This window comes from Cohnella hongkongensis (genome assembly GCF_042654645.1).
Lineage (GTDB): Bacteria > Bacillota > Bacilli > Paenibacillales > Paenibacillaceae > Cohnella > Cohnella hongkongensis.
Genome location: NZ_JBHSEP010000035.1, coordinates 1 through 15,962, shown reverse-complemented (window position 1 = coordinate 15,962; position 15,962 = coordinate 1). Strand labels below are relative to the sequence as shown.

Genomic DNA, 15,962 nt, shown 5'->3' with positions numbered 1-15,962 from the left:
ATTAGATGACTATGTGAATTGGTTCAACAAGCATCGCATCCATGGCACCTTAGGCTATATGACGCCTGTTCAGTACCGACAAGAAGCCCTTAAAAAAATTGTCTGATTTACTGTTGACAATCCAATCTAAACTTTTATGCGTTAATTCGAGTCTAACTCTAGTCACATCCCGGTTCCTATATTCATCCTTTGGATCCCCCTCAGAGACTGACAATAGTATTAGACCGGGTTCCTTACTATTATTTGCCTCATACCACTCATAAAAAACATCTGCAACAGCTTCACTCTTATATAGTATTTCTATGCGCTGACCATCTGATTTGGATTTGATTTTTTGGGCATCACTTGGCAGGTAAGGGGTTATTTTCTCTAGAGCTGGTTCTTTCTTTAAATAAGTTTCCCCGACAAAGCTCATAGATATCTCCATTACATATTTACCATCGCTGTTTATTAACATGTCATCCTGATAATAGCCAATTGCATCCATATACCTTGAGTCCGGCGTACCAAACTTGGCTTTAAAATTTTCGATAGGGCCACCTAATTGTGGCTCCTCAATAATTTTTTCTTCACTACTTAACGAATTGGTTTCTGTTCTTTCTTCCTCTGGATTGCTACTCGATTCACTTTTTACTGCTTGTTTCTCTTCAATTGTTATCTTATCCAAGCCGGAAGTAGTTTGAGATGACGACGTACTTCCTCTCGGAAGAATTGATACTATCAGGATTAGAGCTACTGTTGAAAGAATAAAGTATTTTCGTGGTAGTCGATTACCGAACGTGGCTGGCCGCCACCAACCGACTACTGATACAATTAATATAAGTCCCAATAAACCCTTAAGTGCTTCCAACTTGCTTTGCCCCTTAAAAATCGCTATACAACAGGGCAATTTTACCACATATATTGTCAATTGGCTGCTGATATTGTCATAATTTTGGCATTACGATCCACATGGATAAATTCACCAGATACTTTATAAATTTGAGATATCCCCAACTATTCACCCGATACTTAGTCCTTATCCAATTTTTTTGTTGCAAATCTTCAAGAGAATCAAATTTGTTCTAATTCGTTCATCTCCTTATGATTGCTTTGTAAAACCAAATCAAATGGCAAATGGAGGTCGATAAAATGTTAGCCTGGGAAGATGCCCTACAATACTATGATTCAATTTATAAAGACAACGTCGATAAACTCTCATCACATCCTGATAGCATCCCCATAGTTTCGTATCAATCAGGGTTAAGTCATCTTTACGATTACTGGATTCAAAATCATCATCTTCCGGGAGATCAATTTACACAAGCTCTGAATTTATCCATAATCAGAATCGAAAATCCTTAACGTCAAAATACTGTCTGTTTTCTAAACTAAACGCCCCAGGGCTGTCTAACCTTTAAAAGTTAGCCCCGGGGCGTTTTTATGCGTCATCCTCTTTTAGCGTCAATTGCCTTGAAGATATCTCGATTAATCTTCGTAATCATCTCAAGCTCTTCGATGTCCCTACTTCCCATTATTGTCATAAGCTCATCCAGGGCCTTCTGGTGGTCCCTTTCAGCATCAGTTCCAAGCTCGATCCGAAATAACTCCATAGGTGGAACTTGAAGTGCTCCAACAATTTTTTCAAGTGTATCCAGGGAAATATTGCGTTCTCCACGCTCCACCCCACCAATATAACTATAATGAAGTGATGATGCTTCTGCTAATTGCTCCTGGGTCCAGCCCTTCGCTTTTCGCAACGCCTTAATTCTTCCCCCGACCAAAGTCGATAATTTCACAAAACCACCTCTACTACAAGGTTAGAAGAGGTCTTAATGCACTTACAGACAATCCAACTAAAAATAAAGTTGATGATTTTAGTACTTAATAGTACTATTTAATCATCGATCCTTGTACTTAGAAATGTTACATGACAAAAGGAGAACTAAATCATGAACGAGAAAATAACCGTGTTTGATGAGCTTTCAAAAGAACGAGAAGGATTTATAATGCGCAATGGCACCTCTGGCATAGAAATCAAATGCACAGAAAAGTTTGTGAAACACTGGGAGAAGCGGGGCTTTTCGATTGTAAAAAAAGACCTGATACATCTTCTTGAAGAGTAGCGGGAGGGTAACAATCAAATGGACAACGATAAATTAATTTTTGCGGATGAAACCATTCGCCTAATCAATATTGTAGCGGACAGGGAGATATCAAGCACTCAATCCATAAAAACCCTAATTATCGAAAAGGGCGGAAAGCGGTACATAGCGTTTCAAAAATGGTGGAGGGAATCCATGGATAAACCTTGGAGAGAGGGCAAAGGGTTTCATCTAACAGAGGACGAAGCTACAAATGCCATAGATGCCTTGGAAAAGGCACAGGAATTCATAAAAAAATAATGCTGTGTAAATTCACACTGAATCGAACATAGGGTGGCAGGTGTGCACAGAATATTGGTTTTAAACTTATTTAGGTCGAATAGTATTGGATATCCGGCAATAGAGGGGAGCGTATACCTTTGAGTTACATTAAAAATCCTATCGTAACAGAGGAGCACTTACGGAATTTCGCCAGCAATGATTATTACATCGAAGCGTGGAACAAAAACTCAAAATGGAATTGGGGAGCTTTCTGGCTCGGAGGCATTTTCCTGCTTTACCGCAAGATGTACCTTGCATTTATCATCTTCTTAGTCGCAAACGTGTTTATGCTAGTCGTAACTTCAAGTTTGAATTTAAGCACATTAGAGTTTAGATTGGTGTTTATGCTTTTACTTAACGTCCCGCTTGCCTTTTTTATTAACAACATCTACCTTCGGCACGCTGAGAAGAAAATCGAAAAGATTATCAAAGATAATAAAGATGATCAAAAACTACAGGAATACCATATTCGTAAGGTCGGCGGATTCAATTTTTTCATTCCTTACACGGTATACTTCGTAGTTCCTCTTTGTTTAACCTTGGTCTATGTAAACTTGATTCAATAAACTCAAAGAAATGTTTATGGGGTGTTTGAATTATCTCTCCCACACGAATCCTCGCGTTTGGTTAACCCTACCCACGAAACCTCCGTAAAGCCCCTATGAGCCAATTCTCGTCGTTTATTCACCAATTTAGCGATACAGGGGCTTCTTCTTATGCTGGCTAACAAAAACAACTCGTATCAATTCTGGATTTAATTAATCACACCAGCTTCCCTCGGGCCACTCGTAGTTACATCCCACTTCCATTGAGCACCTTCTACACTAGTTAAGTGTTCAGAGGTGAATAACCTATAAGGCCTTACTGGTTATCAACTTCATCGTTTCCAACTAAGTTTTAATCTAATTCCTCCAATAATTGATAGAAATTTTCGATCAATACCGCACAAATTGATAACCTACTGGTATGGGATGGTATATTTCTTGCGAAAAACCGAATAAGTATACGGTCGGAGGGCTGACATATGAGCAGATTTTATGGAGAACGTGACATGCGCTCTTATGTGGGAAATACAGGTTTCTTATGGAAACGCTCCATCGTCTACAAGAACAACACTTCTGTCGGGAGTGGGCGAATAAAACGAATAAAAGTGCTCGCTATATTAAGAACTAAGAGGGTTCCTCACTTGAATAACATGTTCTCCCAGAAAACCGAAGGAATGAAAAGAGCCGAAGCGCAGCGAAGGCTTCCGAGCAAAGCGAGGAGGTCACAAGCAGGAACGTGAAAGCCACCTTAATATTTGCGGGCATCCTATGCCCATAGAACCCTGGGCGATTTGCTCTATGGGAAGTTCAAGGATGGTGAAGGTTACACTCCGCGCTATCGCGCGGAGTGACTCGCTAACGCTCGTCTTTTCAAATTTACGTAATAGTCACGCAATGCCCCCGCGCTGTTCTCTGAATACACCTGGATTCAATAAATCACACCAACTTCCCTCGGCTACTTCACGTTATAACCCGCTTCCATGTTCACTTTGAACGTTTCAAATACGCGGTTCTCTCTTCTGTCTCGTTAGCTATATGGGCTACGCTGTTAAAATTCAATTCAGCAGCCCCGTTCCCGACTCCACTAAAGCAATTACTTGTCGATAGATGAGAATGGCAGTATGCCACACCTACCCGCCCTGTCTCCATATCTCTCCCCTGCCCCACTTGCGATACAATGGACGATTAACGTCCCGGTTATCGCTGGTGGGGCTTTTTGCTTTCGATGGATTCTCAATTTTGCTCCAATATGCATATTTCCCATGTGAAACACGCGGCATGAACATTCCCAGATGAAACGCCTCGCCCTAATTTCGAGCAGCCTCTGCCGAAATTCCCCTGAATTTAATTCTAACCTCCCCTACTTAGGAGCGGGACGACAGGCGCTTTGAAGGCCATAATTCCATAATTCCCAATTCCTTGATAGAGAATCGTTCCACACGTGCTTGGCTCTCCCCCGCCTCCACCTGATAAGAAAATTTGATCACCGTCCGCATGTGATTTTGCTGTGTAAACTTCAGCCCCGCCCCCTTTATTCACAGTAAAAGCCGAAAGGAGGAGCGCTATGAGGTCTACCCCTCACCACCTGCTTAAACCCGCCTATTTTTTTGGTTTACGCGCGTTGACTGAAGTGGTTGTTACAGGAAAAACGCTGGCAGCGGGCCCATGTTCGTCGTTGCTGTAAGGCTAGCCGCTGTTCAATTATTTATTTCGCAATCTCATACCAGAAAGAAAGGTTGTGTTCTCAATGAATTTCGACTACAACAACATCCCCACGAGTCTGAAAGAGCTTGACCAATGGGTTTTATGGAAATTCGTAGAGGGTGAAAAGAAACCGGCTAAAGTGCCTTGTAATATCTACGGTGTTCCTTCCGATCCACATGACGTTCAAAATCAAATGAGCTTCCAACAGGCAATTGATGTGCTTCTTAGTAGCCAAGCTGGGCGATTCGACGGTATTGGCTTCGTCTTCAAGGAAGGAGGCGGGCTAACCGGCATTGATCTGGATAAATGCATTGACCCGGACACTGGCGCCATCGATGCTCGGGCGGAGGAGATTATTACCAACATGGATTCTTATACAGAATTTAGCGTGTCGGGTACAGGCTTCCACATTATCGTGAAAGGAAAGATTCCCGGTAAAAGAAGTCGAAAAGACAAAATCGAAATGTACGATTCCAAGCGCTTCTTCGTGGTCACTGGCGACGTTGTAGGGGAGCCGAAGGAAGTCATGGAGCGGCAAAGCGAGTTGAACTCGCTGTATAAGCAGTTGTTCCCTGAGCCAGCCGAGCGTGGCCATTCTTCTAAACCGCTTGTCGTGAAACAGGGAGAAGGTCAGCTAAACGCGCTGACGGATGCCGAAATCCTTGAAAAGCTATTCCGAGAGCCGAAAGGGGCTAAATGGAAGCAGTTGTATCAGCAGGGATGGAGTAAAGTTCTTACCCCCAAATATCCTAGCCAGAGCGAAGCGGACTCTGCCCTTGCTTTTAAACTTGCTTTCTACACCGATGACTCAGAGCAAATAGAAAGGATCATGGATAATAGTGCGTTAGGCAAGCGGGAGAAATGGGGAAATCGTGCCGACTATAGAGATAAGGTCATTACAAACGCTTTAGATATGCAAATCGAAAAATATTCCGGATATAAACAACATATCCTTAGGAGCAATAAACTATCTAATGCCCCTATCGATAACGAAGATGCCGAGGAATATCCCGAAATAGCCCCTTTTGAGGACTTCGCTGCACCCGAGTTTCCGGTGAATATCTTCCCAGATTGGTTGCGCGATTACGTTAAAGCTTTAGCAATCTTCTCACAAACACCTGTTGATCTGGCTGCTATGATGGCGCTGGTCTCTATCTCTGTAGCTGTGCAGCGGCGTTTTAAACTGGAGGTCTATGATGGTTATGTAGAGCCGCTTTGCCTCTATGCTATTGTAGCTTTACCCCCGGCAAGTCGAAAATCAGCGGTGTTCAGCGAAGTAATAGCTCCCATTCAGGCATATGAAGCTGAACTACGAGAGGAAATGTCTGAGGCCATAGCACAACGCAAAGTTGAAATCGATACTTTAAAGGCAGAATACTCCAATGCGTTGAAGGAGCTTAAGAAAGGAACTTTAAGCGACCAATCCCGACTAGTGGAAATTCAAAGGAAGTTGGATAGCACGAAAGAACTGTTTCCACCCCAGCTCGTCAAACAGGATATAACTGCCGAGAAGTTGATTACGGACATGTCTGTTAATCATAACCGAATGGGTGTTCTGAGTCCTGAAGGCGGTGTGTTGGATATCATAGCTGGCCTTTACTCAGGCAGTAAAACAAATGTAGATATTTTCCTTAAAGGGCACAGCAGCGAGGACTATGCTTACGACCGAAAAAATGGAGGTTCGATCTATCTAAAAACAGCTACGATATCTGTCGGATTAACAGTGCAGAACGATCACCTTCATCGCATATTATCCGAGAGCGCGTTAGCAGGGCGTGGTTTACTCGCACGTTTTCTCTATGCTGTCCCGAATTCTCCCATGGGAACTAGAGTGCCGAGAAGCACGCCTGTCCCTCGATCGATTAGAGAGAAGTATAACGCCAATATGAAAAACTTACTTACACGAAAACCAACTGTTCCAGTGGAAAATAACGCATCATCAAAAAAATTAGTTGAATTGGTCATGAACGCTGTCCAGGGAGAACAATACAATGAGGAGGAGCCTACACAGATTTTACACTTATCTGAAGAAGCTAAATTGGTTTATGATCAAGTATTCAAGAAGATTGAGCCACGGTTAGACCCAGAACAAAGTGATCTCACAAGCGATATGCAGTTTTGGGCTGGAAAACTGGCTGGTCAACTGATGAGAATTGCCGGCTTACTCCACATGGCGGAACATGCAGATAAGGATGAATTACCTGAGGAAGTATCCGCTTCGACGGTAGAGGCGGCGTCTCGGTTGTTAGAATATTTTTTCGCACACATGATTAAAGCCTTCGGGAAGGCTACTGAAAGTGTCCACACTGAAAAACAAAAAATGATTCTACAAGCACTTAAGAAGGCCCAAGGCCACGAAACATCAATAAAGTGGCACACTAGGTCGAAAATTTGGAACCTCCTTAAACGAAAATGGTACAAGAAGGTACGGCATATGGAGAAGGACCTAAAAGAACTTGAAGATCGTGGCTATTTACTCTCGCACAGAGTAGAGCGCCACGGAGCAGGACGAGATGCTGTTTACTTTGCATTAAGTCCAAAAGCAACAAATATCTCGACGATGTAAGAGGTAGAAGGGCACGTGCTCAGTACGTGTCCTTTTGCTGTCCCTCGTACACCTCTTCTTTAATTACCTAAATATCCTTTATTGATTTGAGCGTAATCAACGAATTTTGGAATTTAGGTATTGGTTGCTCAGATAAAGCGACCCACGAGTTGTGATCCCCTAATTCCGCCCCTCCGAACTTCAGCTATATTATTAGTTGGATAATCCGAATTTAGCTTTAAACCGCTTCTAATTTCTTCGCCTCATCTTCTCCACTCCGCGTGGTTAACTTCTGACTATATAATCCCATCTTAAATACCTTAAAAATAGATACCTTTATTTTACGATTTCATGAATGAATCAGGAGCGCAGTTTGAATGGAGCGCTTTATTTAGGATAAAGCTGCAAAACCCACCCTCAACAAGGGGAAGAAAAACGTTGCAGGCTTTCATCAATTAGAAAAGAGGTGTTCTCCGTGAATGATTCTGAACGCCAGTTAAACGACGTCCTCGATCTACTCATAGACTTGTTAGTCCCACACCTGAAGTCAATAGATAATCGTGATAACTTAAGCAACTTTAAAACGTCGTCTGCCAAAGCGAAAGATTGACTGATTGTACTTATCACATGACAAATTGGCTTTATTCAGCCTAAATGACGTTTGATCGACATTAATGGAAGGTAATATGATAAATTTACATTTATTACCTTATAGGAGTGATTACTACGAACCTAATTGCACTTTACGTCCGTGTATCATCGGAAGAACAAGTAAAAGGCTACAGCATCTCCGGACAGCTTGAAGAGCTACGCTCTTATGCCGCTGAACATAATCTATCCATCTACCGGGAGTACGTGGACGATGGGTATTCCGGTAAGTCCATAGATGGAAGACCCGCAATGCTCGAACTGCTAGCGGACGCAAAGCAAGGCCGCTTCCATACCGTCATCACATGGAAATTAAATCGCTTAGCGAGGAACTTGGCAGATCAGCTCAAGATGTTGGAATTGTTCAAACAGCACAATATCGGATATATGAGCCTGACCGAGCAATTCGACGCCAGCACCGCTCAAGGAAACTTCGCCTTACAAATGCTTGGAGCTACCGCCCAAATGGAGCGAGAGCAAATTGCCCAAAACACACGCCTTGGAATGCAGAAACGAAGCGCGGCGGGAAACTGGAACAGCGGCAATAACGTTCTCGGGTACGAATGGGTAACGAGATGCGATGCGGAGCCGCACGTTAGATTGATTCCGCATGAGGCAAGATTGGTGCAATTAATCTTCGAGCAGTATCGGATGGGAAAAGGGTTTAAAGCCATTACGACCCATTTAAACGAGGCTGGATACACGACGAAGCGCAATAAACCGTTCAGTATCGCGGCTGTTCGCGGAATTCTCACCAACGTGAATTACATTGGTCTCATTCAGTACACCACCCACGAGAAGTTCACTGGAGCTTCCAGCGACCGTTCGAAGCAGGTTGTGCAAGGCACACATGAGCCAATCATCAGCATGGAGCTGTGGAACGAAGTTCAATCGCTGCTGAATCAGCGCTCCCGTCCGCCGACCAAGCAGATTAACCGGCACTATCCGCTGGCTGGTTTGTTGAAGTGCCCGGTGTGCGGAGGTAGCATGATCCCCGCGCACACGAAAGCGTATCGGAAGAACGGAAATGTTCACATGAACCATTACTACGTATGTGGCGAGTACAGGAATAAAGGCCCCTCGGCTTGTAAAGCGAACGCAATTCCCGCTTCACCTGTAGAAGAAGAAGCGCTTTCCCGCTTCCAATACATGCTCACAAACAAGCGCCTTTTAAACGAGATCGTCAGCCGGATTAACCGCAGGAGCCGGGAAGCTGAAGCGCTATTACGTGAGCAGCTAGCACAAGCAGCAATGAAGCTGAAACAGTTAGAAAAGCAGCAACGACGCTGTTATGAACTGTTCGAAGGCGAGCACATAGAGCTTACGGAGCTTGTGGAGCAACTCGAATCCTTGAAACAAGCTACGGCAGTGCTGAACGAGAACCAGCGCCAGCTACAAGCGAAGCTCGCAAAACTCGAAAACAACACGGTATCGCTGAAAGAAGTGCGCCGCGCATTAAAGTCACTGCTCAAGTCGTTTCATTCCATCGAAGCGGGGAAACGTAACGCATTACTCCGTGAGTCTATCCAGAGCGTCCATGTTCCGCCGAACCGCGATGTGACCGAAATGCACATCCAAGGCACTGCCGCGATCAAACATCTAACCATTTGAAGGGAGCTTTTTCACCATGACCATGAACAAAATGAAAGTTGCAATCTATGCGCGTGTAAGTACCGAGGAGCAAGCCGAGCAAGGCTATAGTATTGAAGCTCAACTCAACACGTTACGTGATTACTGCAAAAGGAATGGCCTGGATGTCTATGAAGAATATGTAGACGCTGGATTCAGTGGAAAGAGTATTGGGGAACGCTTGGCTTTACAGCGATTATTGAGAGACGCGAATAAAAACTTGTTCCAAATGGTTCTTGTTTGGAAAATCAGTCGGCTAGCCAGAAATACGGTGGATTTTCTAAATATGATTGAGGATTTCAAAGACAAGGACATTCATTTTCGCTCATGTTCGGAGAACTTTGAAACAGAGACGCCCATTGGTCAATTTATATTACAAATGATAAGCGGCATAGGAGAGTTGGAGCGTAAAACCATCGTAGAAAACGTCAAAATGGGCATGAAACAACGCGCCAAGACAGGAAAGCATAACGGTAAGCTGCCGCTGGGGTATCAGGCCATCGCTGACCCCAGCGACCCTGCGGGGCGCTCAAAGGTTATCATTGTAGAAGCCGAAGCGATTGTTGCCCGAAAGATTTTCGAGCTTTACGCCGCTGGCCGTGGATTAAAGAGCATTGCGAATGAGCTAAACTATGGCGGCTACAAGACGAAGACCGGTAACAACTTCTCCATGACAGCTATAAAGGAAATCCTGAACAACCCGTTCTACAACGGTAAAATTCGCTACAACCGTTATGAGAATTGGAGTAACAAGCGAAGGCGAGGCAAGAGTGCGGAGCCGATCATCGCCGATGGGAAACATGAAGCCATTATTCACGATGAGTTATGGGAGAAAGTCCAATTCCTCCTCAAGAAGAAATCCTTTACGCCGTCTCGCATCTTTGACGGGGAGTTCCTGCTGTCCGGGCTGATTCGCTGTCCGAAGTGTGGCGCGGCTATGGTCGCCAGCCGTACCCGAAGCAAATCGAAGACCGGAGAATACATAAATCGTCTGTATTACTCGTGTGGAGCCTTTCGGAGTAAAGGAAGCAGCGTGTGCTCAGCCAATAGTATTCGAAAGCACGAAGCCGAAGAGGAAGTCATGAATCGGTTAACTCGGGTACTGTCAAAAGATCGCATTCTAAAGGCCCTCGTAGACAAAATGAACCACCGACTCGCTACCCGAACATCACCGCTCCAAGCGGAATTAGAACACATTAGAAGCCAATTAGAACAGGCTGAGAGCAAAAAGCGTCGGTATCTCGATTTATTCGAGCATGAAAACGTGGACAAAACGTTATTTTCTGGACGTATGCAAGAGATTCAGACCGAACTAAATAAGCTTCAAGCGGAGAAGAATCGACTAGAACTGGAACTAACCGATGGAAATACGTCCCTTGTATCCTTCGAGCAAGTCCGCGAGTTGATTCATGGATTCAATCAGATAATTACTACAGCACCATTCGAGCAACGAAAAACATTGATGCATCTTTTCATTAAGCGAATTACGGTAAGCACTAGTAAGAAAATAGAGTCGATTGAATTGAGCTTCGATGAAAATGCAGACTCTTACTTCTTTTCACATCCTGTTGCGGTAACATCCAAAACTCCCCAGCCGAAACGGGAAAAAATCGAAATTGTTATCTAGGTTAACGAAGTCTTCCCTAAATAATCAGCACTTTATTAATAATTGGAGGAGTACCTTGAATAGTGCCTATCTGTATAACAATTGCGATAATGGATTTACCTCTTGTTATTCGGAAAATTTATAATATTACTGGGGGAGCCTCCCCCAGTTTTTTCATGACCCAATTCACCCTTTTTAGGAGTTACAAAATGTCCATTAACGATTAAGTCACGCAAAATATCAGCTTCACTTCTCCCGCTGGGGTCTAGAAATGCAGTCTGGCGTCTTTCTATTCTTTGTAATCGCTTTTCCATACTTCTTTTTAATGATTTCTTCACGCCAATACTCCCCCATGTCCAGAACTTCTCTTAAGCCACTAAGTGATAGCCACACTTACATTTTGAGACTAATGTTCCACTCAGGTTGGTATTTTCTAATTAACTCTGCCTCAAGCTCAGTTATCTCATTGTTATCCTCTAATTTACACACGTAAAAGCTTGTACTTGCCTTATTTGATGTTACAAGATTATTCAAATGGCAATTTGTTGACTGTCCATCTATATAGCAATTTTTCGGATGTATTTTTCCGTAACCAGCATTTATTCTCTTACCAAATGAATCTTTACACCTCCCAATGTACTTTACTTGCCCATCAATGCTGTACAAATATAGACCTTTCGACTTTTTAATCCCTTCATCCTCAATATAAAAATTCGAGTAGAGCTTGTCTCCATTCTTATTTAAGAATTCTTTGTAATACATATCACCAGAATTCTTTAGATCTTTCAAGAATACTCCTAAACCAGTATTTAAATAATTCGTGTATCTGCTATTTATGGCCTGTTTATGTTTTATGTATCTTTTGTGGCTTATTGTTTCTAATACCGTTTTATTATTCTTATGTGCAAACACATCTGAATAAGCCTCACCACTAAACACTAGGCGTACTTCTTGAAATATTAGTTCTCGATCTTCCGTAAACAACCTCATCGTTTTCCTCCTAATCTCATATAACTCCTTATTAACTCAATAATAACATGGATGAGCATGTCATCAGGGGGTCTAATCAAAATCTCTACATATTTTATATTCTGAGATTACGAAAAGGCACTAATTAAAGATATTATAGTTGTATTTATGCAAAGGGAGTTGATTACATGGCCGCAGGCAAACAGAAACAGCTATTAGCGTGGCCGAGAAGGCCATTCTTGGATAAGATGTTGGACGACGGAGAAAGTCCAAATAAATGTGCAGCTTGGTGTAAGGAAAATGGCTTCGATATCTCAGTTCCTACAATGTATGAGTATGCGAAGAAGCGTAGAGCCGCGATTATAGGTGAAATTCAGGCGGATAAGCTTCGCTCTGGCAAGTCCAAAGGAAATCGTATCGCAAATAATCTTACGAAAGAAGAACGTAAAGCAGCTCACATGACCGTGAATAAAGTGAAGCACGATCTCGAGCTTTTGGATGAGGTAATTCAGAAGGGCTTCGAAACGTTAACTCATACTGACGAGATTTCCCCTGCTACCGCTATAGCAGCAATCCAGTTAAAGTATAAGATCACGAATGGTGCGCATGGCGGCTACACGGTCTATGGAATAGAGGAAATCAAGCTACGTGAAGCGGCACGGGAAAATGCAATCGTAGCTGTCCTCCTTGAATTTATCCCGGAGGAGCAACATGCGGCAGTCTTGGAACGGATGGAACAAGTAACTCGAGAGTATTATGTGTCTATTGGTTTAGGAGAGGCTTATGCTCAGATGGAAACACGAGGGTCTTTTTATGAGTAGGGAGTGGAATTAGTTCGGCTAACTACTTATTGGCTCTTTTATTATTAAAGGAGAACGCCATAGTAGTCATTCTCCTTAAGTTCATTCAGCTAGGGCGTATCAAATTTTTACCCTATCTTTTCACTAATATAATTTTTCAACTCGGGAGTGACTGTTTCTAAGAACCCCTTATAACTGCCTTTTACAGGATTAACTGTTATAGCCCATTTATTCCAGTCTACATTTTTAACATGCCAATCAACTAGATCAAGTTGATCAACCTCTTCTTCCCACTGATCTATCCAAGCCAATCCCTCGGAAGGACTATAGATCATGATTGACTCATGCAAGTATGTGGCAATTGCATTTTGGATTGGCTCATGCCCAAGCACATATTTCAATACATCCCCCGGTGTCTTTGGCAATACGCCGAAAAATACTGGGAAAAATTTATTCAAGAAACTAACTACTTCATCGTACTGAGAAACCAATACTTGCTCTTCTCTTTTTGCAAGTGTTTTCTTCCCAAACAACATCAAATTGATAAAAGTTTTAAGTCGTACTCCTGTTGAAAACGCAACATTACCTGGTCTAATCACTTTACTTTTATTCAATTCGATCTCTGCTATTTTCAATGCGGGAGTCGTTCGATAAATCTCCTGCATCAATAAATTTGTTATATCTCTTGAATCGTATTGTGTAATTAATGACATGGATACTCGCTTTGCGTTTGAATTTATATCTGTGAAAAGTTTCCGTTCATCTTCTTCGCTTAATCCAAAATATATTTGAACAGTTAAACTATTCATCAAAAAACTCTCTCTTTGACTTTCGTCTTTTATTTTCTCGGCATACTTTTCCATTGCCTTAATTCTATGTTGTCCATCTAATACGACCATTTTGCATGTTCCATCGAGTACGAGTTGCTCATTCTTGGAATCATATAACTCAGTAGGGTCACCCCTAAAGGAAAAGACTAGAGCTGGTAGGTAAATACCTATTTCTGAATCCGCTTTTTCAAAGTATTTCAATAAACTAGGAAGTCGATTATATGCTAAATCACGGTTAACTAATTTTTCAACTTTATAAACTTTTAGAATGTCCTTAACTACTAGTTGTGAAGACATTAATCCTTTTGTTTTTGTTGCATTTATAGTATCTATGCTTCCTTTTACAATTATCTTTGTCATGATTGTAGTTGTTCCTCCTTTGCCTCATATTTATCACTAAGATATTGTGAGAACGTTCTAACGATTCTACCAATAGATCCGAAGTTGTATTTCTTGGTCTGATTGTTAAATTTAGCTGCTAGTTTTTTGAAGTCATTATTCCTGTGGCTCCAATCAACTGAGTATATTGTTCTTTTAAAGATATCCTCCATTGTTGTGTTTGGGTATTTATTTAATGTGTCGTGAATGAATTTAGCAATTGCTACTAATACGTTTGAAGCGTATACCACATACTTATCTCTATCGAGGGCGTCATTTGGTGTGTATTTCTTTAATAATGTCAGGAACGTCTCTGTCTTTTTTTTAAACGCTATATAATTCTCCGCATTAATCTTAGTGTTTTGTTTTCTATGGTACGTCCCTTCATTTAGTGCTTGTGCAAGAACATATAACGTTGCTGCGGTTGCGAGTTTTGTCCTTGTTGTTTTTGCCCTACATTCAAACTCATCAGGATTGATTGTTGGATGAGACTGAACAATTTCTCTTACTAGATCACCATAAAGGTCACCTTTTTTGTACATTACTAATAAGGTGTTATTTACAGCAGAAGATTTTGTGTTGACGTCAGTGAAGAGTTGTCGTTCCTTATTGATATTTAAGTCTAGGAAAATTTGTACTGTCAGGGGGAAACTAAGAAGTGAGTAGTAGGTCTCGTTTATTTTTTTGTCATTTTTATTTTGTTCAATCATCGCCTCTAACCTGTGCTTTAGCAATTCAAAGGCCTTTATCCTATGTTGCCCATCTAAAATAACTAGTCGATCATTCATATTTAAATGATACTCAAGTTTTTCATTGTCAAATTCGCCTTGGCCTCGAGCCGAAAAAATGAGTGGGGAAAAATATATATCATTTCCATTTAGCCCATATTGTATGTATTTGCTAATCGAAGCTACACGTTCGGTATCTATATCCCTTTGTACTTCTCGATCTATCTCTAAAAATTTTAGTATATCGTTCACTGTACACTGCACCGAAACAACCCTTTGATTAAATTGTGTTCCGCCAATAGCTTTTAACACAATTTGATTTACTCTTTTAGAAAATCCTGATAAATCCATTTTCGCTCCTCCGATCTTTCTGTGTCTTTTATCAGTATACAATGTCCATACAAATTTTACCACACACTATTTGCTCGTGTCTGTTTACAGGTTACTACTTTGTAGTTTCTCATTTAGCCTCCCCACGTTATAATCCATAGGTCGGAGCGCCTTTTTATGGTTATTGTTATGGATATAATCACTAACTAGGAGTTAGTTTGTATACTCGATTGCCTCTGAATTCCTATAACAAATAGTTTGTTTACAACGTAATGCAATGCATACTATAAATCGGAAGTTCGTGGCGGATAGGTCATGCTGTCGGTGGAGAGCTTGTTGTCAGGTCCGCAGACTTAGAAACAACATTTTTAACCGTTGCCTCTTCCACTGACAACATAGCGGAAAGGGCTTTCCTTTTAGACAGGAAAGCCCCAACACCACTTGGAATGATTACCTTTGTGATTTAAACAAACACAAGATCATTCGGATCAACAATAGTACAAGGATTGGCCGTAGGGTATGAAATTTTACGTCCTTTTAGTGGGCTATCTTTTTCTTCTAAATCAAATGCAACCCTATTGGGCTCCAGTTTGTCCCTGCCATAGCTTTTGACATTATAAACTTCAAGAATTTCGCCTCTATACACTGCTGCAGCTTCTCCTTGATTATAAAGCCGATCAGGATTTACACGCCATGCGCGACTGACACGTTCCCTTAATTGGAGTGCTACGATAAAAATGCAGTCGAAAAACACCCTCATATGAAATAAAATGAAAGCTAACGAGGGGACGGGAGACAATGAAACGGTACGACAAAGCATTCAAAGAAGAAGCAGTCAGATTAAG

General features: G+C 41.9%; 14 protein-coding genes. 8 read left to right on the top strand and 6 right to left on the bottom strand.

Annotation, left to right across the window (positions count from 1 at the left end):
• Positions 1-106 (top strand): IS3 family transposase (locus ACFO3S_RS27330; protein WP_378102825.1); only part of this gene is annotated, 106 nt, incomplete at its 5' end.
• A gap of 1,321 nt (positions 107-1,427) precedes the next feature.
• Here the strand turns inward: ACFO3S_RS27330 and ACFO3S_RS27325 are convergent.
• Positions 1,428-1,778, bottom strand: a complete 351-nt coding sequence (locus tag ACFO3S_RS27325; protein WP_378102822.1) for a helix-turn-helix domain-containing protein — start codon at positions 1,776-1,778, stop codon at positions 1,428-1,430.
• A 153-nt stretch (positions 1,779-1,931) separates the two neighbouring features.
• Here ACFO3S_RS27325 and ACFO3S_RS27320 point away from each other — a divergent pair, with 153 nt between their 5' ends.
• The 6 genes from ACFO3S_RS27320 to ACFO3S_RS27295 all read left to right on the top strand — a co-directional run bounded on the left by ACFO3S_RS27320 (position 1,932) and on the right by ACFO3S_RS27295 (position 11,103).
• Positions 1,932-2,105 carry a hypothetical protein gene (locus ACFO3S_RS27320; protein ID WP_378102819.1) on the top strand — a complete coding sequence of 58 codons (174 nt, stop codon included), beginning with the start codon at positions 1,932-1,934 and terminating at the stop codon, positions 2,103-2,105.
• Between the two features lie 18 nt (positions 2,106-2,123).
• Positions 2,124-2,384 (top strand): hypothetical protein, encoded by a 261-nt coding sequence (locus ACFO3S_RS27315; protein WP_378102817.1) that lies wholly within the window; start codon positions 2,124-2,126, stop codon positions 2,382-2,384.
• A 119-nt stretch (positions 2,385-2,503) separates the two neighbouring features.
• A complete protein-coding gene (locus tag ACFO3S_RS27310) occupies positions 2,504-2,971 on the top strand; it encodes a DUF2628 domain-containing protein (RefSeq protein WP_378102814.1) in 468 nt (155 codons plus the stop codon).
• 1,726 nt (positions 2,972-4,697) lie between these two features.
• Positions 4,698-7,220, top strand: a complete 2,523-nt coding sequence (locus ACFO3S_RS27305) for a phage NrS-1 polymerase family protein (protein ID WP_378102811.1) — start codon at positions 4,698-4,700, stop codon at positions 7,218-7,220.
• A gap of 696 nt (positions 7,221-7,916) precedes the next feature.
• Entirely contained in the window at positions 7,917-9,458 is a 1,542-nt protein-coding gene (locus tag ACFO3S_RS27300) for a recombinase family protein (protein ID WP_378102809.1), read from the top strand.
• Between the two features lie 16 nt (positions 9,459-9,474).
• Positions 9,475-11,103 carry a recombinase family protein gene (locus ACFO3S_RS27295; RefSeq protein WP_378102806.1) on the top strand — a complete coding sequence of 543 codons (1,629 nt, stop codon included), beginning with the start codon at positions 9,475-9,477 and terminating at the stop codon, positions 11,101-11,103.
• A 95-nt stretch (positions 11,104-11,198) separates the two neighbouring features.
• Here the strand turns inward: ACFO3S_RS27295 and ACFO3S_RS27290 are convergent, their stop codons facing one another.
• Complete coding sequence (locus ACFO3S_RS27290; RefSeq protein ID WP_378102804.1) at positions 11,199-11,420, bottom strand: hypothetical protein; 222 nt, start codon at positions 11,418-11,420, stop codon at positions 11,199-11,201.
• 55 nt (positions 11,421-11,475) lie between these two features.
• Positions 11,476-12,072, bottom strand: coding sequence for a GIY-YIG nuclease family protein (locus tag ACFO3S_RS27285; protein ID WP_378102801.1), 597 nt, complete (start codon positions 12,070-12,072; stop codon positions 11,476-11,478).
• 167 nt (positions 12,073-12,239) lie between these two features.
• Between ACFO3S_RS27285 and ACFO3S_RS27280 the strand changes: the two genes are divergently transcribed.
• The gene (locus ACFO3S_RS27280) at positions 12,240-12,872 is read left to right on the top strand and encodes a hypothetical protein (RefSeq protein WP_378102798.1); all 633 of its coding nucleotides are present in this window, start codon (positions 12,240-12,242) and stop codon (positions 12,870-12,872) included.
• 107 nt (positions 12,873-12,979) lie between these two features.
• Here the strand turns inward: ACFO3S_RS27280 and ACFO3S_RS27275 are convergent, their stop codons facing one another.
• The 3 genes from ACFO3S_RS27275 to ACFO3S_RS27265 form a co-directional block, all read right to left on the bottom strand.
• A complete protein-coding gene (locus ACFO3S_RS27275) occupies positions 12,980-14,041 on the bottom strand; it encodes a DNA sulfur modification protein DndB (RefSeq protein ID WP_378102795.1) in 1,062 nt (353 codons plus the stop codon).
• Positions 14,038-15,138 carry a DNA sulfur modification protein DndB gene (locus ACFO3S_RS27270; protein WP_378102792.1) on the bottom strand — a complete coding sequence of 367 codons (1,101 nt, stop codon included), beginning with the start codon at positions 15,136-15,138 and terminating at the stop codon, positions 14,038-14,040. Before ACFO3S_RS27270 ends, ACFO3S_RS27275 begins: the two co-directional genes overlap by 4 nt.
• Before the next feature lie 442 nt (positions 15,139-15,580).
• Entirely contained in the window at positions 15,581-15,763 is a 183-nt protein-coding gene (locus ACFO3S_RS27265) for a hypothetical protein (protein ID WP_378102790.1), read from the bottom strand.
• Positions 15,764-15,962 lie beyond the last annotated feature (199 nt).